The following is a 25,583-nucleotide window of genomic DNA, read 5'->3' on the forward strand; positions in this document are numbered from 1 at the left end:
TGAAAAATAGCCGGTTTTTGAGAGAATTAACCCTCTCAAAAACCGGCTTTTCCTTATGATTGCTGAGCATAATACACTTCTTCAAATGGCTGAACTACTACAAAACCGCTACCTGAAAACTTCATTTGGATCGACTCTCCGCTTCCTCTTCCAAGGAACGTTTTAAAAGAGACATCTGTTACAAATTCGGGCTGCAGTGTACCTGACCATGCAACTGTCGCATTCGGATCTGTATATACCGGATTATCAGGAGTAACCAAAAGTGTCAGCGGCTCATAGTGAGAAGTGATAGCCACCATTCCTGTTCCTTCTAAACGGACATTGAACAAACCTCCTGCAAGCATGCCTGCCATCCTCTTCATTAACTTAATGTCCCAGCTGATGGAAGGCTCGAATGCAAGCAGATCATTCCCATTTACAAAGATGGCATCTCCATTGAGATTCAGGATTGAAATCTTCTTTCCCTGGTCTGCAAGGTACAGTTTCCCATTGCCTGTAGCTTTCATTAATGCTGTGCCTTCACCAGTGAGTGCCTTTTTGAACATTTTGCCTAAGCCATGCTCGAGAATCCCTTCGCGCTCAAACTTAATTTGGCCGCGGTAGGAGACCATCCCCCCTGCTTTAGCCCAAACCTGGCTGGTTAAATTAATTTCGAGCATCCTTGGTGTTTCAAGTTCAAATAATCCTTCTCCTTTATCCTGCTGTTTCGTCTGGCTTACAAACTCTTCAATTGAATATCTGCTCATTCTTTTCCCATCCCTTTATTTTTATTGTTTTCAAGTATAAAGATCCACATAAAAGATAATGATTGCTTTAGCTCATCAGTCAGCGAGCCTTTTGAAAGCTGGTCTGATGCTTTTTTATAAACAGCCATTTCATCAATTTTTGACCATCCATTTTCATTTGCAAGCTGTTCAAATTCCCACGGCATCATGGTGTTGCAGATAACTTTTTCCTTATATAGCCTGCGGTAGCTGTTAGCCCGGGGTGCAGCTGTTGGACCAAGAATGCCTATACAAGCCCTTCCGCATGGCTTAACAGTTCGCTGAATTTCTTTTAATACATCCAGCGGGCTCTCTGTCCATTCCAGTGAATTGATGGCAAGGACCGCATCAAGTGCATTCTCTTCAAGCGAAAGATCGGAAATGTCTTCTTTCTTAAATACCGCACCAGTTTTTTCGTTCAGTTTTTCCGCTTTATGTATCATCTCTTCAGAGACATCAATCCCGATAACCTTATAGCCAGCCAAAGCAAGTTTGTACGATCCATACCCATCTCCACATCCAAGGTCACATACGGCAGACCCCTTTTTGACATGCCTTTCGAAGAAGGAGATAATATCCTTTCGGCTCCCTTCCTCCCACATTGACGCGCTCTTTGCATTCCATGATTCCGAATTTTTATCCCAAAGCTTCTCTGCTTCTGCAGACCAGTTAAAAGTGCTCATCATATCCCCCCGTGTATGCATACGATTGTCCATTAAAAAAGTTCCCAATATTATAAATTCGCTAAGATTATCAGAAATACCTCTGATTATAGAATGTTAAAAACGTCAACAATATTGATAGAAAATGAATAAGGAGAGTTTTGTATGAACGGCGAACAGCTGACAGCAGTCTACAGAAACAACAATGATGAGATTATTTCATTCCAGACATCCGGAGGACGGATCATTTCTTATCGTAAAGCACTATTGGAGGCTGAAGAAGGCTTGATTGAGGGTATTCAAATTTACGAACACGAAGATGGTTCTATGTATCTAAATCCTTCCTATGCGTCATCTTTTGATGATTTCCCCAGCTTCTATTAAAACAGTAACAGTACATGAAAAAACCTGACGCAAAGCAGTCAGGTTTTTACTGTTCTTCTTCATTTTTACGCTGGATTTCCCTCAGCACTCCAATGCGGCTTTCATCTTCTTCAAAAAACTGAACCAGGTCGCCAACCCTGTCGATGGCATCCCAGCTCAGGTGATGTTCAATGCCTTCCACATCTTCATAAATATTTTCTTCTTTGACTCCAATAATACGCAGGAGCTGTTCTAAAAGTTCATGCCGATATACAAGCCTCTTGCCGATTTTTTTCCCTTTTGGCGTTAAAATAAGCCCTCGGTATTTTTCATAAACAAGATACTCATCTTTATCAAGCTTCTGAACCATTTTTGTCACAGAAGAGGGATGTACAGCGAGAGCCTCGGCAATATCAGAAACTCTGGCATATCCTTTGTCTTCGATTAACATATATATTTGTTCAATGTAATCTTCCATACTTGGTGTTGGCATTACACAACCTCCTGCCAATTAGAAAAGCGCAAGCGCCTTGCCCACAAAGGAACGCAGACTAAGAACGCCACGTCCTGTGGCAACGTCTGCATGACCCGCATCCTGCGGGCCTCAAGCACAAGACGAGCCTCTCAGAAAGGCGTTTTTTGCCTTTTTGGGAGGATTGCCCGAAATGTGGAGGCTTATGACCCCGAGTCCCAAGGAGCCGAAACAAGACAAGCTTGTGACCTCGAGGGGGTAGGCGCTGGAGCTAGACAATTCTCAAAATTCAAAGAAATAAATTCAAATATTAGAAAAGCGCAGAGCGCATGTTCACTTTATATCTTTCATAAATAAATATAGGACTTTAACGATTTTACTACAGTTGGAAAATAGAGACAAGGAAAGATGCTGCAGCAGGCAAAATCAGGTCTTTTGCGGGAAGAGAAATTTGACTCTGTTCTCCTGTCGGTCCCAGGTTAATTTAGCTGAAAATGTTTTATCCTTTCCTTTGCTTGTAAAACCTTCAACTAATTCTGTTTCCCCATCCTTCAATAGCTGTTTGATCAGTTTCTGAGTCATCGTCTTGCCCATAATGCTTTTGGAAATAGTGAAAGTGCATTTTGTTTTATTATAATTGGAGCAGCCATAAAAGCTCCCCTTATCAACAACTTTACCATCACACAGCATGCATTTGCCCAGATTGGCTGCTCTTTTTTGCTTGAATTTCCCAGGCGTGAACCCCTCTTTATCTTCCTCAGAGAATGTCCACTTTCCCGCATGTTCAATGGAGGCGGAAATCAAATGGCCTACCATTTTATTGGTTTGCTCCATGAATTGTTTGGGGGATGCCTGACCATCCGAAATATCCTTCAGCCGCTGTTCCCATTTGGCTGTCATTTCTGGAGAAGCCAGTATTTCTGTGCCTATTGCTTCTATCAGGATTTTTGCTTTGGAGTTTGCATATACAAGATTCTTATTAATATCAATGTATTTGCGCTCCTTCAGCATTGTGATGATTCCCGCCCTTGTAGCTTCCGTTCCGAGGCCTTCCGTCTTCATAAGGACCTTCTCAAGTTCCTTATCTTCAATTTGCTTCCCGGCCGTTTTCATCAGTGTTATCAGTTGCCCTTCAGTATACCTTTTTGGCGGCTGGGTTTTGCTTTCTTTTACATCCGCCTTTAAAACTGTACCTTGATCACCAGCCTGCAATAACGGCAGAATCGGTTCCTTCTCCTTCTCCTGCTGCGGAATCACTTTTCTCCAGCCTTCTTCAAGCTGTACTTTTCCCTTGGATAAAAACAAAGCTCTTCCATCTGCAAGGGTCTTAATAGTTGTATATTCTGTTACAGCTTTTCCATAATGTGCAGCTATTAAGCTCCTTACGATCAGGTCATAGAGAATTTTTTCATCCGAAGATAATTTTACAAGGTCAGGCACCTGCTCGGTCGGAATAATGGCATAGTGATCAGTTACCTTTTTATCATTCACATACCGTTTATTCTGCAAAATCGAGCTTGAAGGCAAAGGGAAAAATTCCTTATACTCATCTTTTGTTTCCATTTTTCTGAGGATCTCCGGAAACATTTCGGCTTCTCCTTCTGTTACATGCCTGGAATCAGAACGAGGATATGAAACGATTCCTTTTTGATAAAGCTTCTGCAATACATCAAGTGTTTTTTTTGGCGGAAATTTGAATCTGCGGTTGGCTTCTGCCTGCAATGCAGAAAGGTTATAAAGCATCGGCGGCAGGAATTCTTTTTTTTCGGCCTGCACATCTTCTACCTGTGCATCTTTGTCCCTGCAGAATGCCGCAATCTTTTCGGCAAGCTCCTTCGTCTTAATTCTTGATTCCCCATCTTTTTCCCACTTGCCGGTATATTTTTTCCCGTTTACTTTAAACTGTGCATCTACTTCCCAGAAAGGTTCGGAAACAAAATTCTGGATTTCCATTTCTCTTTTTACGATTAAAGCTAAAGTGGGAGTCTGAACCCTTCCTGCTGAAAAAACATCCGAGAAGCCTTTCTGCTGCAGAAGAAGACTGTATAATCGTGAAGCATTCATGCCAACAATCCAGTCGGCACATGCTCTCGTATAGGCTTCATAATATAAGTTCCTTGTGTCACTTTCATCCAGCAGGGCAAGAAATCCTTCCCTTATGGATTTAGGTGTCAAGGAAGAGATCCAGAGTCTTTTCATGGGCACTCTGGTACCGGTAAGCCTTAGAATATTCCGGATGATAAGCTCGCCTTCCCTCCCTGCATCACCAGCATGGATAATTTCTGTTAAATTAGGATTAGAAGCAAGCTGTTTGATTATATTAAATTGTTTTGCTTTATCCTTTGTTACTTCATATTGAAATTGCTCCGGAATTATGGGCAATGTATCCAATGACCATTTTTTCCAATCCTTCTTGTATTTCTCAGGGGCAGACAGCTGGCATAGGTGGCCTATAGCCCAAGTAACATGAGCCCCTTGGGGAAATATATCGTTCGGAAGGATCTCAATATATCCCTGGTGTTTCTTCATTTTAAAAATAGAAGCCAGCGTCATACCCTGATCGGGTTTTTCCGCGATTATCAGTTTCATACTTTAGCTCCCTTTGCATTGTAGAACAAATTGTAGACATCTATTTTAATATTAACCTAAAAATTTAGCAAAGGGAGTTAAAATACCTATATAGTTATGAAATTTTTTAAAACAATCGTGTTCTGCTAAGCAAAACAAAAGAAGAACCCCCTGACAGGATTCTCCTCCGTTACTTATCTTTTTAGAATAAAGCTTGTTTGTGAAGGCACTTCAATTGTTTTTGACTGATATATCTTTAGGGTTCTTATCCCTGCCTGTTTTCCGTCTGCAAGCAAATGCCAAGGGCCCTTGCCTGGAAGTGTTATTTTGGCTGGTTCTGTATTTGCATTATGGATTACAACAATCTCTTTCGCTCTATCTTTTAGGCCTTTTGCATCCAGTCTATAAGCCACCGTATTATCCGGGGCATCAATAAATTCAAGCTTTGATTGAATATCCTCAGCTGTTGTCATTCTAAACGATTTATAATGCTTTCTGAGTTTAATCAGACCTTTAAAATAGTCAACTTCCCCGCTGAAATCAGTTCGGCGGTCCCAGTCTAACTGATTTACACTGTCAGGGGATTTATAGCTGTTGTGATCCCCGTATTTTGTCCGCATGAATTCCTGGCCTGCATGAATAAAGCTGACTCCTTGGGATGTCAGTATAATGGAAGATGCTAGTTTATGCATTTTCTTTCTTGATTCCTCCGCTGCATCTGGATTGGTCAGTTCAAGCTTATCCCAAAGAGTGTGATTATCATGTGCCTCAGCATATGTAACCGCCTGCTCAGGATCTTTGTATGTGGCCATTGTACCCGGATAATCCAAGCCTGCTGCAATTCCTTGCTGAACAAAGGTTTCCATGCCTTGCTTGCCATTTACAAAACCTTTATCCAGTTCATCAAACACACTGCCTTTTAAACCATCCCGGATGCCATCGTTGAAATGGCCAATACCAGGCATATCTTCGGCATTTTTCTGATTTGCCTTCCTTTCAGCTGCCAGTGGTGTGTTTAAATCCCATCCCTCCCCAATGATAATGATAGTAGGGTCAATTTTATCCAATGCCTTTCTTACTTTATTCATTGTTTCAGTGTCATGAATGCCCATCAGATCAAAGCGGAATCCATCAAGATTGTATTCTTCAGCCCAATAGGCAACAGAGTCGGCAATAAATTTCTGCATCATTTTTCTTTCCGAAGCTGTATCATTGCCGACTCCTGTGCCATTGGCAAGTGTTCCATCTTCGTTATAGCGGAAATAGTAGCCTGGAACAAGCTTATGGAAACTGGATTCATTCACTGCAAACACATGATTATAAACAACATCCATTACAACCCGCAGCTGCTCGTTATGGTATTCCTGAATCATTGTCTTCAATTCCGTAATTCTTGCAGCTGGATCATAAGGATCAGTAGAATACGAGCCTTCCGGCACATTATAGTTTTTAGGATCATAGCCCCAGTTATATTGTGGTTCGTCCAGTTTGGTTTCATCAACTGTCCGGTAGTCATAAATCGGAAGGAACTGAACATGTGTGACTCCAAGATCTTTTATATGATTTAAACCTGTTTTTGCTCCTTTTGAATTTAAAGTGCTTTTCTCAGCAGCCCCAAGGAACTTCCCCTTATGCTTAATACCGCTGTTCTCATGAATCGAAAGGTCCCGTATATGAACTTCATAAATGATGGAGTCCTCTGGATTTTTTAACTTCGGCTTCTGTTTATTCCACTTTTTAGGGTCGGTTGAATCCAGATCCATTACAACGCCCTTGTCGCCATTCACTGTTACAGCCCGGACATAGGGATCAGTCGCTTCTGTCCATTCCCCTCCGATTTTAACTCTATAATTGTAAATCAGTCCATTTTGATTACCTTTTAGAACAGTTGTCCACGTTCCTTTTTCACCTCTTTTAAGAGGAAGTTCTTCAGCGGTCTGATCATCCCAGCTGTCATAAAGCACTATCGATGCTTCACTTGCTGTAGGGGCCCAAAGCCTGAAGGAGGTTTGATTTTTCGTATACTGATTTCCCAGCTTCCCATTATAATAGAAAGCATCATCAAATTCCTTTGATCTGATAATATCCCCAATCTTCACCTCTGCCTCTCCGAATGAAACTGCAGAGATTTTATATGATTGCCTGATATCTAGTTTTTCTTCTGTTATCACTCTTACTTTATTTGTAAAATCCTTTTCCTCGTCCCCGTCATAAGGGACAACTTCTTTAATATCGGCATTGTCAATTTCAATTATGGATTCCCAATCCTTCCACCGGAAAGGAAAATTGGTTTCAAGCGTAATCTGATTAAAAGTATCCATAGAAGCATTCACTATTTTTGGATCTTTTTCAATATACGCTGGATTGTAATAAATTCTTTCTGTTCCCTGAACAATCCATACTTCTGCATTCCCATTTTCATCGAACTTTGTAATAAAGCGATCACCAAATTCCTTGCCGGCCCAGTCATTTCCTTCCATGCTCTTCCTGACTATAAATCCGGCCTTACTCATACCTTCCGGATTTTCAAGCTCAAATTCAGCAACTTTCCCAAAATCATCTACTGATGTAAAATCAACTCTTTTGCCATCCTTGCCTTCTGGCCAAGTCCATAAATTCCAGCCTTCATAATTACCGTCATATCGAAAGTAGTGGAGTTTTACCTTCACCCTTTCAAATGCTGGAAAGTCCCTGTACTCACCATCAGGCGGTGATGTATATGTATGTTCATCGCCTGCTTTCACCCATACTTCATCAATGCCGCTCTGTACATTGATGAATCGGTCTCCCCCATCCTTCTCCCAGCTGTCAGTGCGGACAATAAATCCAACTTCATCATGGATTCCCGGGAGTACAATCTCTGCAGTAAGTCCAAATTCATCTTCACCAGTAAATTCAAAAACCTGACCTTCGCCATCTTTAGGCCATACCCATAAATTCCAATCCTTTGTGCTGCCTTCTGCAGGCTGATAATGGATAGTGACTGCTGTAGTCTGACCGAGCCCTTGTTGTGTTGTTTTTTCGGCCGATGCAATCGTTTGCATAAATGGGGATAAAAAATTGGATGCCGCCATTATTATAGCTGCGGCCAGAAAAATAAACTGTTTATACCCTTTCAATATAAGTCCTCCTTTATAAATTATTTAAAGATTCCTGTAATTATATATTAATCCAAAAAGGAAAGCGTTTGCATAAGGCGGAAGACTCTGTGATTTTTTACCTATTAAACCTATTCACAATAAGAAAAGCGCAAGCGCCTTCCCCACCCCCGACAAGCACAAGACGAGCCTCACGGAAAGGCGTTCTTTGCCTTTTTGGGAGGGTTGTCCGAAATGTGGAGGCGACTGCCTAGGGACGACAAGCACAAGACGAGCCCTGCAAGAAGGTGTTCTTTCCTTCTGGAAGGGATTGACAAGTCTTTCGTCCCTAGGAGCCGCAACTAGACAGACTTGTGACCTCGAGGGGGTAGGCTGCTTGCGCTAGACAGTTATCGAGGTACAAAATTTTATACTTTTTTATCTCTCAAAAAAAAATCGGCTTTTGCCGATCATTCTTTTCGATAGCGCTTTAATGTCAGATTTTTTTGGATGTACCATTTATTTTCTGTGACAATGTTGGAAACCGTCAAAATCATGGATGGTATTTTTTCAACATTAAATACTATGATGCCTAATTGGTCATTCATAATAATAAAAGACTCTCCATGCGAGTATAGAGGGAGGTCCTTGCCAAGCTGCAGGATTGAGCTGATGATGGCCTGCTTTTCTTCCGCTTCCATTTGGATGTTGGGTGAAAACCTCAAGATCCAATCTTGATTCTCAATGGAAAACCGATACATTTTCCTCACCCTTTGGCAACAAGATAATTATTAATTAATATGAGAAAATCTATAATTTATGATATCAAAACACTGAGTAACCATTGCATTACACTCTCAAATTAACAAAAGTTAAAATATTTAAAATATTTTAATGTTTTTTGTAAAAAAGCGTTTCAATTCCTTGACGGAAAGTGCCCATTCGTGTATATTATAATCATCATTTAACAGAATATATTTCCGTTATTAGATAAAATATCTGCTCTATGTTTTGTTAGGTGGTAATATTCATCTAAGGCACAAGATGTGTCTTGACAGGCTTAGGAGGAAAAGTAAACATGCAAAACGGTAAAGTAAAATGGTTCAACAATGAAAAAGGTTTCGGTTTCATCGAAGTAGAAGGCGGAGACGATGTATTCGTACACTTCACTGCTATCCAAGGTGATGGTTTCAAATCTTTAGAAGAAGGCCAGGAAGTTTCTTTTGAAATCGTTGAAGGAAACCGCGGACCTCAAGCTGCAAACGTTGTAAAATTATAATTCAAATATAACGATTATAAGGCTGGCATCTGCCAGCCTTTTATTTTCGTCCATTATTTATGAAAGTTTGCTGCCAATTGATTTAATTTTCTCACCTACCGTACACTCTTTAATGCAAAATCGATGGGCATATCTGCGCCCTCTTTCCTCTTTATGGTGTTTATGAAGGAAGCAGTCTTTGCAGTAACTGATCATCAGCTCCTCCACTTCATTAATAATTTCCTTCCTGCTCAAACGATTCACGCCTTCCTTTTACCCAATTATATGATTTGCATTTTGCTGTTAATAAACTTCCTCTGCAGTGCCTGACCGGCCAATTTATCTGCTTCTTTGTTTTCATTGCGCGGAATGGGTCTATACCTTGGCAGGATACCAAGCTTTTTTATTTTTTCTTCAATACGGTCAAGCCAGCGGTTTAAATTTTCTTCATAACATGGCCATTCACCTTCAAGCTGTTTCAATACTACCTGGGAATCCCCTTTGAATTCACAAGTCATATGATGAACGCCCATTTCTTCGAGCAGGCTGAGAGCGTAATAAATGGCCGCATATTCTGCCTCATTATTATTATCCATCTCATCAAAGAGCTCATTTGCCCGCACACGGTACTTTTTTTTGCCCTGTTTAAAATATATTACTGCACCGAGACCAGCCTGACTGGTTTCATTATTAAATCCGCCATCAAAAAATACGGTAATATCATGAGGATCCTCTTCCACTTCCATTAGAAGCTTTCTCATTTCTTTTGTGCTCCATGAAGTGCCGGCTTCATCATAATAAATTACTTCTTTGCCCTTCCCTGATTTTTCAATATCTTCTCCAATCTGTAATGCTGATTCACCGTCAATCCAATCTGAAGTAAATAATATATCCTCATTTCCTTTAAGTTTATATTTCCATTCCAATTTATATTTCATAAAGGTCAGCCTTTCTGTACTGTATTAGCTGGTCATCATTATTAGAACTGTTTGCAATAGTTGAACTTATTATACTTTACTCAGTTTATTACTAAATGAGTATATTTCAAGGTATAATGGTCAATGACAATTTTATATCTCCTGCGGTTCGCAAACTCCCGCATTAACAAAACTAGGAGGAATATGATGTTTAATGAATGGTTTGGTTTGCTCTTTGCAATTATTAATTTCACATTAGTATTGGCTATGTACCGCCTCTTCGGAAAGACTGGTTTATTCGTATGGATTGGCTTCTCAACTGTTATGGCCAATCTTCAAGTTGTAAAAACCATAGAAATGTTCGGCCTGACGGCTACTTTAGGTAACGCTATGTACGGTACCGCTTTTCTCGTTACGGATATCCTAAATGAAAAGTACGGAAAAGAAGAAGCAAAAAAAGCTGTATGGCTTGGTTTCTTTACTCTTCTGTCCATGACTCTCATCATGCAGATGGTATTATTATTTAAACCGCATGAAACAGATTTTGCACAGGAACCCCTCAGCACTCTTTTTTCGATTCTGCCGCGGATTGCTGCCGGAAGTCTCGCTGCCTATTTAGTCAGCCAATTTACGGATGTTTATATCTTTACCTATTTAAAAAAGAAATTTCCAAAGGATGGCCAATTTTGGATCAGAAATAATGGCAGCACCATGATCAGCCAGCTTTTGGATACCCTTGTTTTTACTAGCATTGCTTTTCTCGGTGTATTTCCCATGGGGGAATGGATTCAAATTTTCATCACAACTTATTTGCTGAAATTTATAGTAGCTATACTTGATACCCCGTTTGGCTATATAGCTAAACGTTTTCCAGTAAAAGATTAGGATGCCGTTTTGGTATCCTTTTCTTTATCGCAGTCTAACGTGCATTAAGCCCCCCCAATTCAAGACTCAGAGGTATCAATGGAGGATAAGTGGGGGATAAAGCCCCCCCACTGATTGAAGTTTCACTTTATCGATTATTTTTATGATAAACTACATTTAGTTTACCCCATAATGCTGTTAAAATCAGGAGGCTGTTTAATTGATTGAAGTATATATCGATGGAGCAAGTGCCGGAAACCCAGGTCCAAGCGGCGCAGGCATATTCATTAAAAATAATGGCCAAGTTGAACGCTATTCCATTCCGTTAGGAAATATAGAAAATCACGAAGCCGAATACCGCGCATTTATTCATGCTCTGGAAATATGCATAGAAAAGGGATACAAATCAGTTTCCTTTCGAACGGATTCACAGCTCGTTAACCGGGCCGTTGAAAAGGAATTCGTTAAAAATAAAAAGTTTGTTCCCTTGCTCGAAAATGCTTTGGAGCTTACAAGACAATTTGATTTGTTTTTTATGAAGTGGGTGCCAAGCTCCGAAAACAAAGGAGCAGATGAATTGGCCAGAGCTGCCATCCGCAAAAATAGAACGAAAGGTCAAAAAGGATATGAATAGACCGGTTATATTTGCAGATGTAAGCCTCTTGCTGGTTGCCTTTGTGTGGGGAACCACCTTTGTGCTTGTACAAAACGCCATTGCTTTTCTTGAGCCATTTTCTTTTAATGGCGTGCGCTTTTTCATTGCCGCTTTCCTGCTGGGAGGCTGGCTTGTTATTTTTGAAAAAGAACAGTTAAGGAAAATAAACAAAAAGCTTTTGATTTCTGGAGTTATTATGGGCTTGTTTTTATTTATAGGCTATGCTTTCCAGACAATCGGACTTCTTTATACAACATCTTCAAAAGCTGGCTTTATTACGGGGTTAAGTGTAGTAATGGTCCCTGTCTTTTCTTTTATGCTTTTAAAAATTAAGCCAGGGTTCAATGCCATTATAGGCGTATCAATTGCAACAGCGGGATTGTATTTGCTTACAATGACTGATAAAGTCTCGCTAAATATAGGTGATGCCTATGTATTAATCTGTGCAGTCGGTTTTGCCCTTCATATTATATTCACTGGGAAATACAGCAGCAAATATCCGGCCCTGCTATTAACAGTTATACAAGTAGGGACCGTGGCAATACTATCAGGGATTTTTGCGTTTTTCACAGAAAATTGGCAGCAGGCATTTGAAACCGGAGTCTTACTTAAGACTAATGTGGTGACTGCTCTGATTGTAACTTCACTATTTGCTACCGCGATCGCATTTTTTGCACAGACGGCATTTCAAAAATACACAACACCTACTAGAGTAGCCCTGATCTTTGCCATGGAACCTGTGTTTGCAGCCGCTGCGGGATTTATGTGGGCGAATGAGAGACTTTCCTTTAGTGCCCTGACTGGCTGTCTGCTTATTTTCGCAGGAATGGTTTTTGCAGAAATTCCTGCAAAGAAAACCTTATCGATCTTTAGGAAAAAAGCAGCTTAATAAATTGAAAAGGCGTGTTCTTATTAAAGGCACGCCTTTTAAATGATTGCTTTTTCTTTTACAAATTTTATTGCTTCCCGCCTGCTGGTAATATTCTTTGAAACCAATGTTTCAAGCAAAGATACGTAAAAACTGCCGTCAAATGATTTCTGCGCCTTTAATGTAAGTTCTATTGCTGCATTGGCAAGCTCGTCTGAAGCATTGGTATAATTTTTGCCAAAGTAAATGAAGCCAACCGCGTCTTCCCGAAATTGAAAACCTTTACTTTGCAAAAAGTGCAAATACTCTTCAACTGTCTTCATTTTACTTACCCTCTTCCCCTGCTCCCTTTGCGTTCTCCTAAATCTTACTTGATTTTTCGACAATTATCTACCTTTTTTCTGCATGAAGCAGGGGTGTTGCAAGCTCATTTATTTCTTCTTAGTTAGAAGGTAGCCAAGTGTTCCGGTTAATACACCGAGAAGAGCTCCGCCCAATACTTCTGCTGGCTGGTGGCCGAGCATTTCCTTCAGTTTCTTTGGACCTTCCTCCTCAAACTTTACTGTTTCATCTTTGTGAATTTTATCAACCAGCTCACCAAGGCTGTTTACCTTTAAGGTTAGCTCACCGGTCTGGCGCCTGATTCCCTGGGCATCATACATAACGATCAGGCCATAAACCAGCGATAAAGCAAAGTCGACCGTCGGCACACCACGCTTTAAAGCAATAAAAGTAGTTAAAGAAGAAACACCTGCCGAATGAGAACTTGGCATGCCCCCTGTCTGGAAAAATAAATCCGGGCGAAGTTCCCCCTTTTTCACATAATGGATGGGGATTTTCAGGCCCTGTGCCAGCCCTATACTTAAAAGAGCGATATAAACTCCCTTATTCATAACAACTCACCTCTTCTTTATTGTGAAGTATGCAGACTTTTATTATTCCTCCTTCAAATGTTAAATAGGCTTGTATTCATGGAGTAATTAAACCCCAAGACAGAAGAAAAATTCACCGCATCAGTTGCTAAATTGTACCCTCGATAGACATGATTAAAACCCGAAGACTTTAACAATAATAAGGTTATCAATGGAGAAATTGCTGACTGGGGAGGTGAATAAGATGAGCAAAAACGGACATACAAACAGAGGAAAAAAAGCACCTGGCGTAAACCCTCAAGGATACGGGCAGGATGCTGAATTTTCAGAAGAGCCTAAAAGCAAGCTGGAGGATGCAGCGAAGAAGAAGAATACTAAATAATGCTTGGATGGCCGCCTTTGGCGGCTTTTATTATTTATGGGGAATATTGGGTCTAAGAGGACAGCCATAAAAAAAACCCCAGGCAGCAGCCTGGAGTCACTATTATGCATATTCCTTTTTTATATCAAGAAATTTGTGAAGTCCGCGGAATTCGATTTCAGTGAATTTCTCCATGACCTTTTCCCGGTTCATTGTGAATTGTGCCAGGTCGAGAGGGCATTCAACTGGTACATCGCATTTTATTTCGGCGAGCTGTCTGCTCAAGTGCAGCATTTCAAGATCCTGTTCGATCTTGGCACGCTGTCCTTTTGTAAGCTGTTCCAGGTTTTCCAGTACCCCTTCAATATGCTCAAATTGCTGCAGCAGCTTCAGCGCTGTTTTTTCGCCAATCCCTTTTACTCCGGGATAATTATCACTGGTATCTCCCATGAAGGCTTTCAAATCGATCATTTGCTTTGGTGTTATTCCCTTTTCTTCATAAAAAGTTTCCGTCGTATGCACAAGATAATTGCCGTAGCCTTTTTGCAGCAAAATAACAGAGATATTGTCATCCAGAAGCTGCAGTATATCCTGATCGCCAGTAAGAATCAGAACTTCCGCTTCCTGGCTTGCTTTTCTTGCAATGGTGCCAATGCAGTCATCGGCTTCGTATCCTTCAAGGCCAATATTAGGCACATCAAAAGCTTCAACAACTTCTTTTACCAGATCGAATTGAGGCACAAGTTCAATCGGAGCTTGAGGACGGTTTGCTTTATAGGCATCAAACATTTCCGTACGGAAGGTTTTGCTTCCCATATCCCAGCATACAGCCACATGAGTCGGGTTAAAGGAAGAAACAGCGGTTAAAAAGTGTTTAACAAACCCGTGAACTCCATTTGTAGGTATTCCTTTTGAATTTATCATAAATTGACCGGACATGGCTGTTGCAAAATATGCCCTGAACAGCAGAGCCATGCCATCAACCAGCAGCAGTGAAGATTTGTTCTCGTTCATTTTTCCGCCTCCCGATTATAATCATAACAACTATTATAACATGGGAAACTCTCGGTTTCTCTTGAAAAGTTTGACAGCCTTATTCTGTTTCCCTTATTAACTCAACTCCATGTTCTTCCAGTTCATAGTAAGTAGCGATTCGCGCCTTACGGATATTATTATTTATAGGATACGCATATGTAGTTCCATCTTTAAAGGTAAAGATTAATTCATCATCAGACATAACACCCATTTTGTTTATGACTGTTTGCCTGGCTTGTTTGATTTCCTGCCAATTATAATGCTTCTCCTTCAAACCGAATAATGTATTAAAATGGACACCATTCTTATCAATATAGTGGTAATAATCAAAACTGAGAATCACAGTAGCCATTGAAAATAAAAAACATGCTCCTATTATACATTTCGCAATCCTGCCGAATTTTTCAGCACTGTGCATCCAAACCCCCGCTAAGATAAAAACCCCCATCGATGCCAAAGCTATGCTAAATGTAACATAAGCGTCTTTAGGCGCTTCGAAAACCCAGGTCCCTTCAGGCCTGTAAAATTGCGCCTGGAATGGTGAAAGCAGGAATATAGGAATAAAAATTGCTGACAATATTAGGATGATTGCAGTTGTTACCAATATTTGTTTTGTATCAGTCCTTTGTTTTTTTGTGATCGTGTAGCCCGAAGTATTCATTTAACCCCTCCATTTTCAAAAACTATTAAACTTTTTAAATTATATAATAATTTTAACAGTAAAAAAATCCCTTTTTTAAAAAGGGACTTTTCTATTTTTCGACAGTTTCTATTTTATTCCTTTCATAAGATATCCAATCACTGAAGCTTCCAGCATATAATTTAACATTAGGAAAACCAGCTTCCTTTAATGCCAGGAAATTAGGTGCTGCTGTTACCCCTGATCCGCAATAAACAATTACTGGTTTATTCTTATCAATGTCCGCAAACCGTTTTTCCTGTTCCTCTGCTTCTTTAAACCTGCCATTTTTATACGCTTCAAACCAAACTCTATTGATTGCTCCCGGGATATGGCCGGCTTTTTTATCAATGGGCTCTTCCAGTCCCAGGTATCTCTTTTCCTCTCTGGAATCAACTATGACAGCAGTATCCTGATTATCGGTAAATTCTTTAACTTCTTCGTATGAAGCAAATATGTCAGGCTGCAGTTCGATTTTGAAGTCAGCCTGCCCAAAGCGTGGGACCTTATTATTCAAAGGATAGGCGCTTTCAGCCCATTCTTTATATCCACCGTTCAATACATAAACTTTATCATGTCCCAAATACCTTAGAAGCCACCAGAACCTTGCAGCAAAAGCCCCTTCTCCTCCATCATAGGCAATTACTGTAGTATCTCTGCTGACTCCTGCTTTCTCAAGTACTTCTCTAAATTGAGAGGGATCTGGAAGCGGGTGCCGGCCCCCATGCTCTTTCACAGGGCCTGACAGATCCTTCTCTAAATCAAAATGCACGGCATTGGGAATATGGCTGAGATTATATAAGCTGCGCCCTTCTTCAGGTGACCCAAGTTTAAAGCGGCAGTCGGCAATTCGGATATTGGGATCATCCAGTTTGGTTAATACCCATTCCTTTTCTACATGATACTTCATTTAAGGTTCTCCCCTTTCCTCTTTTTCATCAGGCGTTTTATATGTTCCTTTGGAGTCCAGCAGTTAAATTGATAGTCAGGTTTCGTTTCATAGCCCAGTCTGCTGCAAAAATAAACCATTCCTTCTTTACGCTTTTCAGGCTGGAAGTTTACGCAGGTTGCACATGCATGAAAAGAAATTTTCTCCATAGCTCTCCCTTTTCTTCTCAGAATGATTTTAAACTTTCAACAGTTCCCAAAGCCATTCATTCAGTCCGGATACTTTGCCTTTTCCTTTAGGCATTAATTCACCGGCTGTATAGAGTACTTCCCTTTCTGACTCAAGTGTCTCAGCTATTTGATTTGCTAAATGCTCCTGAATAAGAACCCCACTTTGTTTTGCATTTGCCAGGGTCTGATAAAAGCGTGTAATGTCATCCTCTTCCTTTATGCAAAAGAGACCTGTATACAAAAAGTCTCCGTTTATATTGCTTTGCTGAATCAGCTGCCTTGAAATTAGGCAGGCTCTTACCGCCTGGATTAGCAGTTTCTGTTTCTTAATTGTAAATCCCTCTTTTTTTGCCGCTTCCCCAAGATTGCGTGAAAATAGCTGGGTGTAATGCTGGAATAACTTATATCGTGAGAACTCTTTTTCCGCGATACTCCTTAGCCTATTGGAGAAGTCATCCTTATCCTTGTAGATGATGGGAGAGTATGCCCATTCAAATATACTTGGATTTGATTTTTGCATAAGGTCAAATGCTTTAAAAATATCCCAGCCGTGCGCATCATAAGGGGTATCTGCATCAATAACCTCGTTTGCACGTTCAAGGGAAAGATATGCTTTCAGATCCTTATGTTTAAAGATGAAGCGGATATCATAATCTGATTCCGCATCATCTGTCCCCCAGGCCCTGCTTCCTGCTTCACATGCAAAAAGGATGTCAATATTGTATTTTTCTTCAGCAGCGGAAAGCCATTTTTCCATACGAAAAGCAGCAACCTTTCAATACCTATTATTCGTAATGTGCAATGTTCCTCTCAATTTCTTTCAGCTCTTCAATTGGGAAATCATCTTTTAATGCAGCCGTAATTCCTTCATAATATTCGCTGCTCTGTTCAATCAGCGAATTGAGCAGCCGCTCAAATTCAGCCGTCAGCAGGCTGCTGTAATGGAATTTCAGTCTGGTGCTTTCAGCTTGCAGATAACGGTCTGCAGGTTCCTGCAGATTCTTCTCCAGTTCATCCGCTAGCTGCTTGCGTTCATTCTTTTCAAAAAATGCTTTCGGATTTTTAAAGTAGGATAGAGCTTTTTTAAATTGATTCGGGTCTTCGTTGGAAAATGCTGAATCAAATTCAATACTTTCCATTTTTAATGGCTCATATGAGCTAAAAGACAAATCACTGTTCACATTGGCGGCTTTTTTAGAAATAGTCTCCTGCTGCTGGCCGATCAGCTTGGAAATATAGGCTTCAAGCCTCAATGTTGTTGCGCGAAGCTCCTGGGCAAAGTCAAACCCGAAGCTTGCAAGGAATTCTTCAAGAGCGATTTTAAGCATTTTCTTTAAGTTCCGTCCATCATCCTTCAGGACTGAAGGGTTGAAAGCCTCCTTAACAAAGTCGAAGAAACGCAGAAATACTCTTTGCTTAATGTAAAAAACAAGCTCATCCGTTTCCTGTTCAAGCCTTTGGGACAGCAGTTCGGATTTTTGTCCACGGATAATCTCTGTAACCGTTTGATGCTCTTCCTCAAGCAGTTTCAGCTTTTCAAACCTGACTTCTTTATTTTCCTGTGAGGAAGAAATGTAGGTCCTCAGCTGGGCTAAAAGGCGCCTCCACTCTGTTTCTGCTGATGAAATGGAAATATTCAGCAGGTCTTGATTTATAAAGGAGTAAAAGCTTTTTTCAAATGAGCTGATATTGGAAACTTCCTCTTTGCTGCTATCCAGCTTCTCTGCCAGAGCTTGGAGGCTTGAAATGCCAGACAGATGCGGCCGGCGGATTCCGTATTGCACCAGCTGCTCTTCAACGTATTCCAGTACTGAATCCTTTTCTTCTTCATTATTGGCAAGGTCAATGGCATTGACGATAAAGAACATTTTATCAAGGGAGAAGGTGTCCTTAACCCTTCCCAGCTGAATAAGAAACTCTCTATCGGCTTTTGAAAAGGCATGATTATAATAAGTTACAAAAAGGATTGCATCCGAGTTTTTTATATATTCAAATGCTACCCCGGTATGCCTCGCATTAATCGAATCTGCCCCAGGTGTGTCAACCAGGGTAATTCCCTGCCTTGTCAGTTCACAATCAAAGTAAACCTCTATAGTCTCAACGAAGCATGATTTTTCCTCATTGGCTACATAATCCCCAAACTCCTCCAAATCAGCTTTTATGACTTTCCCAAGCTGATCCGTGAAGAAATCAAAACCTCTCAAAAATGCATTAAGGAATGCAAAGTGTGTCTTTTCATTAGCATCGAAATCCTGGTTTTCCCCAGTGATCTTCTTAATCGCTGCAGCAGCATCGCCGAAGTTTCCTGCAGAATAATCAAAGAACTTCAATGAATGATTGATATCATTTAAGAGAGTCTGTGAATCCTTTACTTTTACAAGAACGGTTCCATGCGCATTTTCAGCCGTAACAGGCTTAATTTTGTTGATTGCAGCTGTTGTCGGATTTGGTGAAACCGGAAGCAGTTTATTCCCGATTAAAGCGTTGGCAAAGGAGGACTTCCCTGCACTAAATGCACCAAAAAGGGCAACTGTGAATTCTTTGCTCTCAAGCCTTGATGCTTTGTCTGCCAAATCAGCTGCAAGCTTTCTGAAACCTGGGATATCTTTTACTGCATTAGCGGTGAATTGAAGCTTTTCTATAACAGGCTGAACGGAAACCGCAGGAACAGTTTCCCCTGTCTGCTCTTCCTCGTCAGATTTTTCAGGTTTCTTGAGGATCTCTTCCTTCTCAATTTGATCTTCATGCTGAAAAACAACTTCAGCTTCATCGACATCTTCTGCTGCAAGCATTTTGGCTTGCTCTTGAAACTCATCATGAGCAAAGTCACCTGCCAGATAGACTTTCATCTCGGCAGATGCCTTAATTACTTTTTCATTGAGAGCTTTAATTGCGCTAAGGGCTTCAGCATAGGCAGTAAGCTTGCGAATTTCATTTACCAGTACCGTCTGATCCTGGATGTTATTATCTTCAAGCGCTTTCAGAAGTGCATTTTTCAAGAAAGCTGCGTTCTTTTTGGCAATTCTCTTTACAGCCTCTGCGGTGTCGTTCGTATACTGAAGTACATAATCTCCTGAAACCATAGCGCCGGATTTTACTGTTTCAGCTAACACGGCTGGTTCAAAGGAAATCTTGAAGCTCTGAACTTGTGCAAGAATTTCTGAGTCATGGATATTATGCTGCTTGAACTGCTGTAAAAACAGCTCTTTTATATGCCACTCCAGCTGAGACTTAACCTTTTCGGAAAAATCCTGATAGAAGCGGTCAAGACGCACTGACCTTTCCTGCTCCGTTTTCTGTTTGCTGAAAAATAGGCCAATTTTAAACGAAGGCTGGCACGACTCAAGATAAGATTCAGCGAGTTCCCTCGTCTGGAAAGGCATTAAATAAGCGTTTTTTAGAATCTCATCTATCTTTCCGGTTAACTCAATATCAGCTTCATGTAAGGAAGACTTTAGCTTATTCAACTGATTCTCTAACTCTTGCAGCCTGTTTCCGAGCTGATCCCGTTCATCCTGATCTAATTCAGACAGTTTTTCTTCCCATTTATCTTTTTCAGCTGCATGAGCGTCTCCTAAAAATGCCAGATGATCCTCTGTTAATTTCTTTAAAGAATTAAAAACGGACTGGGGCAAAAGCTCTTCACGGTTATCAATGCTGCTGTTAATAAAATTCTGAAGTGCCTTAAAATCATTTGCCTGGTGATTTTCGTCTTTTAATGTGGTGTAAAAAATCTGCGCAGGCTTTACTCCCCAGGATGCAAATGATTCCTTTACGCTTTCTTTAAATTGTTCAAAGCTGAGTTCTTCATCCCGATGTTTATCAATTTGATTGATAACAAGATAAACTTCTTTTCCTGCAGCCGTCAGTTCTTTTGTAAAAAGAAAATTTAATTCCGACTGGACATGGTTATAATCCATAACATAAAAAATGAGGTCAGCCAAATGAAGAGCAGATTCAGTAGCAATTCTATGCGCATCATCTGTAGAATCGATTCCAGGTGTATCCATAATTACTGCCTTCTTGGGCAAACTGGTGGCAGAATGGCTTATTTCAATGGAATGAATGGAATCTCCGTCCTTGCAATAGGATTTTACCTGTCCATAATCATACGGAGAAGGATAAAGCCTCGGCTTTCCTTCCTTAAAAATAACTTTTGCATAATCTTCCTCACCTGATTTGACTTTTACCAGGTTGGCACTGGTTGGAATCGGCGAGGAAGGTAGAAGGTCCTCTCCTGCAAGCTTGTTAATCATGCTCGATTTCCCGGCAGAAAAATGTCCGCAAAAAGCGATGGCAAATTCCTGGTCTCTTAGCTTGATTAAGAGATCTTTAGCTCTTTTAGCTGTCTGGCTATCCCCATTTCTCTGGGCGAATGTATATATAGCAGTTATTCTGTTCATTAATTCAGTTTGCTGCAATCCTGGTTGCAAAATCGTATCAGCCATTTCCATTAATCCCCTTGTAACTTTAATTTACTTCCTATTTTAAATGATTTTCGTTTATTTTCCTATATAGGACAGTTTATTCTTTGATTTTTCTAATATTTATCAGCAGCATGCTTTTATTCTATGTTCATTTGCTTATATCTTCGCAGTTCATTTGCTTATATCTTCGCATGCGTTAAAAAAAACAAAAACCAGGCCTCTGCCTGGTTTCAAAAAATACTATTATCTTGTATGTGGTTTAGCTACGTTATTTAAAACATGTTTCATAACTAGTGAGTAGGCAGCAATTGTGCCTGCAACAAATAGAATTGTCATATGTAGCAACACCTTCCTGTTGGAATGATATTGAGAATAATTTTCAAATTCAATTAGAAGTTTATCACGAACGATAATCATTTTCAATAGGGATTTTAAAATTGTCAAACTTTTTTAATATCTCTATTCATGCCAGGTCTTAATCGTAAAAACGCTTCTTCGTATTCAGTCAATTCTTTCAGTGCTTTTTCTTCGGCTGGTATCCTGACCGAAAGTACCATTATGTTTAGCAGGGTAAAAACAGCTGCTGTTAAATAAGCCTGAAACATAAAAGGTATCACGAGAAATTCAGCAGCTACAATTACATAATTGGGATGCTTTATAAAGCGGTATGGCCCCCTTCTGACAACTTTGGCACCCGGCATGACAATGATTTTGGTATTCCAGTATTTCCCTAAGGAAAACAGTGCCCATACTCTTCCTGTCTGGGTAAGAAAGAAAAGAATCAGAATAATGGGCCAAAAAGGGGACAGGTCTTTTTCAAAGATGGTTACTTCAAGCAGATAGCAAATAAAAAAGGAAGCATGAACCCCTACGATCCAGGGATAGTGCCGCTGGCCAAATTCCAGTGCGCCCCTTCCTTTCATCCACTTTTCATTATTTCGGGCGATAGCAAGCTCCGCTGCCCTCTGCAAAATGATGACGGCAATAAATAGTTTGAACAGCATGAATTCACTCCCATTCCAGCAGCAATAATTCCGAGCTAAATCCCGGGCCGAGTGCAGCTGCAAGTCCGGTATCTCCCTGTCGGCCTATCTGCATAAACCTTTTCAATACGTAAAGAATGGTTGCAGATGACATATTTCCGAACTCCTTTAATACATCAAGCGAAATTCTGGTCATACCAGGATCGAATTGCAGTGCTTTTTGATAAGCATCAATGACTTTTTTTCCGCCAGGGTGGGCAACAAAATGGTTTATTTTCCCCATTTCTATGCCTTTTCCCCTTAGAAATTCCGTTACATTTGGCTTAAGCCAGCCCTCTATTATTGATGGTATATCCTTTGAGAAAACCACATATAGACCTTCATTCTTTACTTCCCAGCCCATTACATCCAAAGAATTGCGCATCGTTGTTGATTGGGACCCCACAATTCTCGGAATGGCTGATACCTTTTGAAAATCCCTTTGAACGTCATCACCCGTTATCAGCGCACATGCTGCACCGTCAGCAAAAAGAGAGGTCCCGATTAGATTGCTCTTTGACCGGTCATTGCGCTGAAAGGTCAAACTGCATAATTCTATGGTTAAAACCAGTACTTTTGCTTCAGGGAAAGCCAGGCAATATTCATACGCTCTTGAAAGGCCTGAAGCACCGCCCGCACAACCCAGTCCCCATATCGGTATTCGCTTCGTATGTTCAGAAAATGGAAGCTTATTCATGATTCTTGCTTCAATGCTCGGTGTGGCAATTCCTGAACTAGAAATAGTAAAAATGGCATCGATTTCTTCGCAATGGAGATTCCTGCTCAAGAAAATGTCATTTTCCAGACAGCACATTATAGCCTTTGTACCCAGTTCAATAGCCTGTTCAATGTAAGCATTGTTTCGATCTTCAAATGATTTATCTGTTTTAAACCATTCAAGTCCCTTAGCAAAGTGGCGTTTTTCAATTTGGCCGTTTTGGAAAGCTTTCAATAAACGTTCAATATCCTTAAAGGAATCTGAAAATAAATCTCTGGCAAAATCCATTACCTGATCCTGGGTCAGAATATGTTCAGGTATTGCTTCTGCAACTGATACAATTGCTGGCATACATGATTCTCCTCCGCTTGCTTTCTTTTATTTTTTCCAAATAAAAGCAATTTATGTTCAAAATTGTCTAATCAAGCAAAAAAAAGCTTCCCCCATTAGGAGGAAGCAATGTGTTTTGAAGGAGTTGTTGTGCATCTTTATTATAATGGAATAACTAAATGAATAGCATTACTAAATCTTTTCCAATTCAATAAGTATGGCTGGCCAATGACAAAGTTATTCGGATGCATCCAATCCATTATTCTTTTTATGGTGCTTTTGTACTTCTATATATATTTTTTTCGTAACCAGGATACCGCAAGCAGCACAAACCTCTTCTTCATTATATAAAAGCCGGCAGTTATCACAATAATATTTCTCCATCACATTACACTCTCTTTCTTGCGAGAAACAATCGCTTAGGAAATGTAAAATACCGATAGAATATTATATTGATTGCCAGAATTATTGTGATTGCCGCAAGAAGAATTATGAAGCCTTCTGCTCCGCAAAAGATGCAGGCTGAACTGCTTTTTTACCTTTAGCAACATTGAATACGATGTTTAAAAGAATTGCCGTCACACTGCCCGCCACTATTCCATTATCAGTCAGGATGCGCACACTGGAAGGCATTTGCGCGAATAATTCAGGTACGGCTGTTACTCCCAATCCCATCCCGACAGAGCAGGCAATGATTAATAAATTTTCCTGAGAGGAGAATTCAACTTTGCTGAGCATTTTTATTCCATAAGCGACTACCATACCGAACATGGCTACCATTGCGCCTCCTAATACGGGAGTTGGAATAATGGTTGTCAATGCGCCGATTTTCGGAACTAGCCCAAGCAGTACAAGAAAAGCCCCAGCTGTATATATAACATTTTTCGTTTTTACGCCTGACATCTGAAGAAGTCCGACGTTTTGGGAATATGTTGTATAAGGAAAAGCATTAAAGACAGCACCCAGGATGATTGCAAGCCCTTCTGCACGATAACCATTTGACAGATCCTTTTCTTCCAATTTTTCTTCACAGATATCACCCAGAGCAAAATAAACGCCCGTAGATTCAACTAAACTGACCATTGCTACGAGAATCATAGTAAGGATCGCAGTCACCTCAAATGTCGGCATGCCAAAATAGAATGGTGATGGCATATGAAACCAGGAAGCTTCTCCAACTGCAGAGAAATCTACCATGCCCATGAAAAACGCTGTAATGGTGCCAGCAGCCAGCCCAAGCAAAATGGCAATCGCACGAATAAAGCCTTTAAAGAAGCGGAAGAGAATAATGATGAACAGCAAAGTTCCAAAAGCCAATGCAATGTTTGTCATGGAACCAAAGTCAGGGCTTCCCTGTCCTCCAGCCATGTTGTTCATAGCAACAGGAATTAACGTAATTCCGATAATTGTAACTACCGACCCTGTTACAACAGGCGGAAAAAATTTCACCAGTTTTCCAAAATACTTTGAAACAGCTACAACAAACAAGCCTGAAATAAGGATCGAACCATAGATTGCTGGTATTCCATATTGCCCGCCAATCGCAATCATAGGCCCAACGGCAGTAAATGTGCAGCCAAGAACAACCGGAAGGCCAATCCCAAAAAATCTGCTGCGCAATACTTGAAGAAGTGTTGCAATACCGCACATAAAAATATCAATTGAAACTAGATAGGTAAGCTGTTCCCCTGTTAATCCCAATGCTCCTCCTACAATCAATGGTACAATTACTGCGCCTGCATACATGGCAAGGACATGCTGAATTCCAAGGGAAGCAATTTTAACCGGATTCTGATTCATCGCATCAATTCCTCCATTTTCTTTGCTGTTTTATCAAAGCTGATTATGCCGCTTTCAAGCGAGTCAATAATTGCTAAGGATTCAACCCGAAATCCCTTTTCCCTCAGCAGCTGTCCGCCATTTTGAAAGCCTTTTTCAATAACGATTCCAATCCCTGCTATAGCTGATCCCGCTTTATTCGCTATATCCGCAAGACCTAATGCTGCCTGTCCATTCGCTAGAAAATCATCGATAATAAGAACATTGTCTTTTTCTGAAAGATATTTCTTTGAAACAGAGATTTCACTTGTTTCTTCCTTAGTAAAAGAATAGACAGAGGCTGTAATCAGGTCATTTACCAGAGTAAGAGATTTTCTTTTTCTCGCAAATACAACTGGAACATTCAACTGGAGCCCCGCCATTACAGCTGGCGCAATCCCCGAAGATTCGATAGTCAATATTTTTGTAATCCCGCTGCTGGAGAATCTATCTGCAAATTCTTTGCCGACTTCATGCATTAGCTGAGGATCTATTTGGTGGTTCAGAAAAGAATCCACCTTTAAAACTGACGGCGATAAAACAATCCCTTCGCTCTTTATTTTTTCAATAAGCATATCCATTTTGCATCCTCCTCTATGATAGAAAGCCTTCAATTACTCATTCCAGCCAAATAAAAAGCCTGAAACCCATCGCATTCACAACATAAAAATGAGTGAAGCAATGGCCTTCAGGCTAATGATCTAAGCTGCAGGCAAACAAGGATGACTAAAGCG

General features: G+C 40.4%; 27 protein-coding genes. 6 read left to right on the forward strand and 21 right to left on the reverse strand.

Going from position 1 to position 25,583, the window contains the following annotated elements; all coding sequences use genetic code 11:
• Positions 1-53: 53 nt before the first annotated feature.
• Complete coding sequence (locus ACXAD1_RS16550; RefSeq protein WP_206838034.1) at positions 54-746, reverse strand: AIM24 family protein; 693 nt, start codon at positions 744-746, stop codon at positions 54-56.
• Complete coding sequence (locus tag ACXAD1_RS16555) at positions 743-1,447, reverse strand: class I SAM-dependent methyltransferase (RefSeq protein WP_206839283.1); 705 nt, start codon at positions 1,445-1,447, stop codon at positions 743-745. The genes ACXAD1_RS16550 and ACXAD1_RS16555 overlap by 4 nt, the downstream gene beginning before the upstream one ends.
• Positions 1,448-1,591: 144 nt before the next feature.
• Between ACXAD1_RS16555 and ACXAD1_RS16560 the strand changes: the two genes are divergently transcribed.
• Complete coding sequence (locus ACXAD1_RS16560; protein WP_206838036.1) at positions 1,592-1,810, forward strand: DUF3892 domain-containing protein; 219 nt, start codon at positions 1,592-1,594, stop codon at positions 1,808-1,810.
• 46 nt (positions 1,811-1,856) lie between these two features.
• On the opposite strand, the gene mntR is transcribed toward ACXAD1_RS16560, so the two are convergent.
• From mntR to ACXAD1_RS16580, 4 genes are all read right to left on the reverse strand, one after another.
• Positions 1,857-2,282 carry a transcriptional regulator MntR gene (gene mntR / locus ACXAD1_RS16565; protein WP_206838039.1) on the reverse strand — a complete coding sequence of 142 codons (426 nt, stop codon included), beginning with the start codon at positions 2,280-2,282 and terminating at the stop codon, positions 1,857-1,859.
• A 405-nt stretch (positions 2,283-2,687) separates the two neighbouring features.
• Positions 2,688-4,850 carry a DNA topoisomerase III gene (locus ACXAD1_RS16570; RefSeq protein ID WP_474910605.1) on the reverse strand — a complete coding sequence of 721 codons (2,163 nt, stop codon included), beginning with the start codon at positions 4,848-4,850 and terminating at the stop codon, positions 2,688-2,690.
• 173 nt (positions 4,851-5,023) lie between these two features.
• A complete protein-coding gene (pulA, locus tag ACXAD1_RS16575) occupies positions 5,024-7,948 on the reverse strand; it encodes a type I pullulanase (RefSeq protein ID WP_474910606.1) in 2,925 nt (974 codons plus the stop codon).
• A gap of 428 nt (positions 7,949-8,376) precedes the next feature.
• The gene (locus ACXAD1_RS16580) at positions 8,377-8,667 is read right to left on the reverse strand and encodes a hypothetical protein (RefSeq protein WP_206838044.1); all 291 of its coding nucleotides are present in this window, start codon (positions 8,665-8,667) and stop codon (positions 8,377-8,379) included.
• Positions 8,668-8,984: 317 nt separating this feature from the next.
• Between ACXAD1_RS16580 and cspD the strand changes: the two genes are divergently transcribed.
• Positions 8,985-9,185 (forward strand): cold-shock protein CspD, encoded by a 201-nt coding sequence (gene cspD / locus ACXAD1_RS16585; RefSeq protein WP_009791749.1) that lies wholly within the window; start codon positions 8,985-8,987, stop codon positions 9,183-9,185.
• A 57-nt stretch (positions 9,186-9,242) separates the two neighbouring features.
• On the opposite strand, the gene ACXAD1_RS16590 is transcribed toward cspD, so the two are convergent.
• Positions 9,243-9,419, reverse strand: a complete 177-nt coding sequence (locus ACXAD1_RS16590) for a zinc-finger domain-containing protein (protein ID WP_206838045.1) — start codon at positions 9,417-9,419, stop codon at positions 9,243-9,245.
• Positions 9,420-9,445: 26 nt separating this feature from the next.
• The gene (locus ACXAD1_RS16595) at positions 9,446-10,102 is read right to left on the reverse strand and encodes a reverse transcriptase-like protein (RefSeq protein WP_206838047.1); all 657 of its coding nucleotides are present in this window, start codon (positions 10,100-10,102) and stop codon (positions 9,446-9,448) included.
• Between the two features lie 186 nt (positions 10,103-10,288).
• Between ACXAD1_RS16595 and ACXAD1_RS16600 the strand changes: the two genes are divergently transcribed.
• The 3 genes from ACXAD1_RS16600 to ACXAD1_RS16610 all read left to right on the forward strand — a co-directional run bounded on the left by ACXAD1_RS16600 (position 10,289) and on the right by ACXAD1_RS16610 (position 12,489).
• On the forward strand, positions 10,289-10,966 hold the full coding sequence (locus ACXAD1_RS16600; protein WP_474910607.1) for a queuosine precursor transporter: 678 nt from the start codon (positions 10,289-10,291) through the stop codon (positions 10,964-10,966).
• 199 nt (positions 10,967-11,165) lie between these two features.
• Positions 11,166-11,579: a reverse transcriptase-like protein gene (locus ACXAD1_RS16605; protein WP_206838051.1), complete on the forward strand. Its 414-nt coding sequence runs from the start codon at positions 11,166-11,168 to the stop codon at positions 11,577-11,579.
• Positions 11,572-12,489, forward strand: a complete 918-nt coding sequence (locus tag ACXAD1_RS16610) for a DMT family transporter (protein WP_206838053.1) — start codon at positions 11,572-11,574, stop codon at positions 12,487-12,489. Before ACXAD1_RS16605 ends, ACXAD1_RS16610 begins: the two co-directional genes overlap by 8 nt.
• 38 nt (positions 12,490-12,527) lie before the next feature.
• Here ACXAD1_RS16610 and ACXAD1_RS16615 read toward each other — a convergent pair whose 3' ends face one another.
• Together ACXAD1_RS16615 and ACXAD1_RS16620 are read right to left on the reverse strand one after the other, a co-directional pair.
• On the reverse strand, positions 12,528-12,791 hold the full coding sequence (locus tag ACXAD1_RS16615) for a DUF6123 family protein (RefSeq protein ID WP_206838057.1): 264 nt from the start codon (positions 12,789-12,791) through the stop codon (positions 12,528-12,530).
• A gap of 108 nt (positions 12,792-12,899) precedes the next feature.
• Positions 12,900-13,361 carry a divergent PAP2 family protein gene (locus ACXAD1_RS16620; RefSeq protein WP_009332661.1) on the reverse strand — a complete coding sequence of 154 codons (462 nt, stop codon included), beginning with the start codon at positions 13,359-13,361 and terminating at the stop codon, positions 12,900-12,902.
• Between the two features lie 223 nt (positions 13,362-13,584).
• Here ACXAD1_RS16620 and sspL point away from each other — a divergent pair, with 223 nt between their 5' ends.
• Positions 13,585-13,722 (forward strand): small, acid-soluble spore protein L, encoded by a 138-nt coding sequence (gene sspL / locus ACXAD1_RS16625; protein ID WP_474910608.1) that lies wholly within the window; start codon positions 13,585-13,587, stop codon positions 13,720-13,722.
• A gap of 102 nt (positions 13,723-13,824) precedes the next feature.
• On the opposite strand, the gene ACXAD1_RS16630 is transcribed toward sspL, so the two are convergent.
• From ACXAD1_RS16630 to ACXAD1_RS16680, 11 genes are all read right to left on the reverse strand, one after another.
• A complete protein-coding gene (locus ACXAD1_RS16630; RefSeq protein WP_206838063.1) occupies positions 13,825-14,715 on the reverse strand; it encodes a 5'-3' exonuclease in 891 nt (296 codons plus the stop codon).
• A gap of 79 nt (positions 14,716-14,794) precedes the next feature.
• Positions 14,795-15,397 (reverse strand): hypothetical protein, encoded by a 603-nt coding sequence (locus tag ACXAD1_RS16635; protein ID WP_474910609.1) that lies wholly within the window; start codon positions 15,395-15,397, stop codon positions 14,795-14,797.
• Positions 15,398-15,488: 91 nt separating this feature from the next.
• Entirely contained in the window at positions 15,489-16,325 is an 837-nt protein-coding gene (locus tag ACXAD1_RS16640) for a sulfurtransferase (protein ID WP_474910610.1), read from the reverse strand.
• On the reverse strand, positions 16,322-16,513 hold the full coding sequence (locus ACXAD1_RS16645) for a hypothetical protein (protein WP_474910611.1): 192 nt from the start codon (positions 16,511-16,513) through the stop codon (positions 16,322-16,324). The genes ACXAD1_RS16640 and ACXAD1_RS16645 overlap by 4 nt, the downstream gene beginning before the upstream one ends.
• Positions 16,514-16,541: 28 nt before the next feature.
• Positions 16,542-17,291, reverse strand: a complete 750-nt coding sequence (locus ACXAD1_RS16650; RefSeq protein WP_474910612.1) for a nucleotidyltransferase domain-containing protein — start codon at positions 17,289-17,291, stop codon at positions 16,542-16,544.
• A 28-nt stretch (positions 17,292-17,319) separates the two neighbouring features.
• Complete coding sequence (locus tag ACXAD1_RS16655; RefSeq protein ID WP_474910613.1) at positions 17,320-20,982, reverse strand: dynamin family protein; 3,663 nt, start codon at positions 20,980-20,982, stop codon at positions 17,320-17,322.
• 419 nt (positions 20,983-21,401) lie between these two features.
• Positions 21,402-21,965 (reverse strand): isoprenylcysteine carboxyl methyltransferase family protein, encoded by a 564-nt coding sequence (locus tag ACXAD1_RS16660; RefSeq protein ID WP_474910614.1) that lies wholly within the window; start codon positions 21,963-21,965, stop codon positions 21,402-21,404.
• Between the two features lie 4 nt (positions 21,966-21,969).
• Positions 21,970-23,052, reverse strand: coding sequence for a type III polyketide synthase (locus ACXAD1_RS16665; protein WP_206838078.1), 1,083 nt, complete (start codon positions 23,050-23,052; stop codon positions 21,970-21,972).
• A gap of 216 nt (positions 23,053-23,268) precedes the next feature.
• The gene (locus ACXAD1_RS16670; protein ID WP_160169292.1) at positions 23,269-23,418 is read right to left on the reverse strand and encodes a hypothetical protein; all 150 of its coding nucleotides are present in this window, start codon (positions 23,416-23,418) and stop codon (positions 23,269-23,271) included.
• A 102-nt stretch (positions 23,419-23,520) separates the two neighbouring features.
• On the reverse strand, positions 23,521-24,831 hold the full coding sequence (locus ACXAD1_RS16675; RefSeq protein ID WP_370223102.1) for a nucleobase:cation symporter-2 family protein: 1,311 nt from the start codon (positions 24,829-24,831) through the stop codon (positions 23,521-23,523).
• Positions 24,828-25,430 carry a xanthine phosphoribosyltransferase gene (locus ACXAD1_RS16680; protein WP_474910615.1) on the reverse strand — a complete coding sequence of 201 codons (603 nt, stop codon included), beginning with the start codon at positions 25,428-25,430 and terminating at the stop codon, positions 24,828-24,830. The genes ACXAD1_RS16675 and ACXAD1_RS16680 overlap by 4 nt, the downstream gene beginning before the upstream one ends.
• Positions 25,431-25,583 lie beyond the last annotated feature (153 nt).

It is taken from the genome of Cytobacillus sp. ABV4_503 (genome assembly GCF_056158445.1).

Excerpts from the sequence above, each read along its gene's own strand:
- mntR (WP_206838039.1), bottom strand. The coding sequence starts at position 2,282 with ATGCCAACACCAAGTATGGAAGATTACATTGAACAAATATATATGTTA.
- ACXAD1_RS16600 (WP_474910607.1), top strand. The coding sequence starts at position 10,289 with ATGTTTAATGAATGGTTTGGTTTGCTCTTTGCAATTATTAATTTCACA.
- ACXAD1_RS16560 (WP_206838036.1), top strand. The coding sequence starts at position 1,592 with ATGAACGGCGAACAGCTGACAGCAGTCTACAGAAACAACAATGATGAG.
- ACXAD1_RS16660 (WP_474910614.1), bottom strand. The coding sequence starts at position 21,965 with ATGCTGTTCAAACTATTTATTGCCGTCATCATTTTGCAGAGGGCAGCG.
- ACXAD1_RS16580 (WP_206838044.1), bottom strand. The coding sequence starts at position 8,667 with ATGTATCGGTTTTCCATTGAGAATCAAGATTGGATCTTGAGGTTTTCA.
- ACXAD1_RS16650 (WP_474910612.1), bottom strand. The coding sequence starts at position 17,291 with ATGGAAAAATGGCTTTCCGCTGCTGAAGAAAAATACAATATTGACATC.
- ACXAD1_RS16680 (WP_474910615.1), bottom strand. The coding sequence starts at position 25,430 with ATGGATATGCTTATTGAAAAAATAAAGAGCGAAGGGATTGTTTTATCG.
- ACXAD1_RS16635 (WP_474910609.1), bottom strand. The coding sequence starts at position 15,397 with ATGAATACTTCGGGCTACACGATCACAAAAAAACAAAGGACTGATACA.
- sspL (WP_474910608.1), top strand. The coding sequence starts at position 13,585 with ATGAGCAAAAACGGACATACAAACAGAGGAAAAAAAGCACCTGGCGTA.
- ACXAD1_RS16595 (WP_206838047.1), bottom strand. The coding sequence starts at position 10,102 with ATGAAATATAAATTGGAATGGAAATATAAACTTAAAGGAAATGAGGAT.
- ACXAD1_RS16550 (WP_206838034.1), bottom strand. The coding sequence starts at position 746 with ATGAGCAGATATTCAATTGAAGAGTTTGTAAGCCAGACGAAACAGCAG.
- ACXAD1_RS16615 (WP_206838057.1), bottom strand. The coding sequence starts at position 12,791 with ATGAAGACAGTTGAAGAGTATTTGCACTTTTTGCAAAGTAAAGGTTTT.
- ACXAD1_RS16640 (WP_474910610.1), bottom strand. The coding sequence starts at position 16,325 with ATGAAGTATCATGTAGAAAAGGAATGGGTATTAACCAAACTGGATGAT.
- ACXAD1_RS16630 (WP_206838063.1), bottom strand. The coding sequence starts at position 14,715 with ATGAACGAGAACAAATCTTCACTGCTGCTGGTTGATGGCATGGCTCTG.
- ACXAD1_RS16620 (WP_009332661.1), bottom strand. The coding sequence starts at position 13,361 with ATGAATAAGGGAGTTTATATCGCTCTTTTAAGTATAGGGCTGGCACAG.
- ACXAD1_RS16675 (WP_370223102.1), bottom strand. The coding sequence starts at position 24,831 with ATGAATCAGAATCCGGTTAAAATTGCTTCCCTTGGAATTCAGCATGTC.
- ACXAD1_RS16645 (WP_474910611.1), bottom strand. The coding sequence starts at position 16,513 with ATGGAGAAAATTTCTTTTCATGCATGTGCAACCTGCGTAAACTTCCAG.
- ACXAD1_RS16610 (WP_206838053.1), top strand. The coding sequence starts at position 11,572 with ATGAATAGACCGGTTATATTTGCAGATGTAAGCCTCTTGCTGGTTGCC.
- cspD (WP_009791749.1), top strand. The coding sequence starts at position 8,985 with ATGCAAAACGGTAAAGTAAAATGGTTCAACAATGAAAAAGGTTTCGGT.
- ACXAD1_RS16665 (WP_206838078.1), bottom strand. The coding sequence starts at position 23,052 with ATGCCAGCAATTGTATCAGTTGCAGAAGCAATACCTGAACATATTCTG.
- ACXAD1_RS16570 (WP_474910605.1), bottom strand. The coding sequence starts at position 4,850 with ATGAAACTGATAATCGCGGAAAAACCCGATCAGGGTATGACGCTGGCT.
- ACXAD1_RS16555 (WP_206839283.1), bottom strand. The coding sequence starts at position 1,447 with ATGAGCACTTTTAACTGGTCTGCAGAAGCAGAGAAGCTTTGGGATAAA.
- ACXAD1_RS16655 (WP_474910613.1), bottom strand. The coding sequence starts at position 20,982 with ATGGCTGATACGATTTTGCAACCAGGATTGCAGCAAACTGAATTAATG.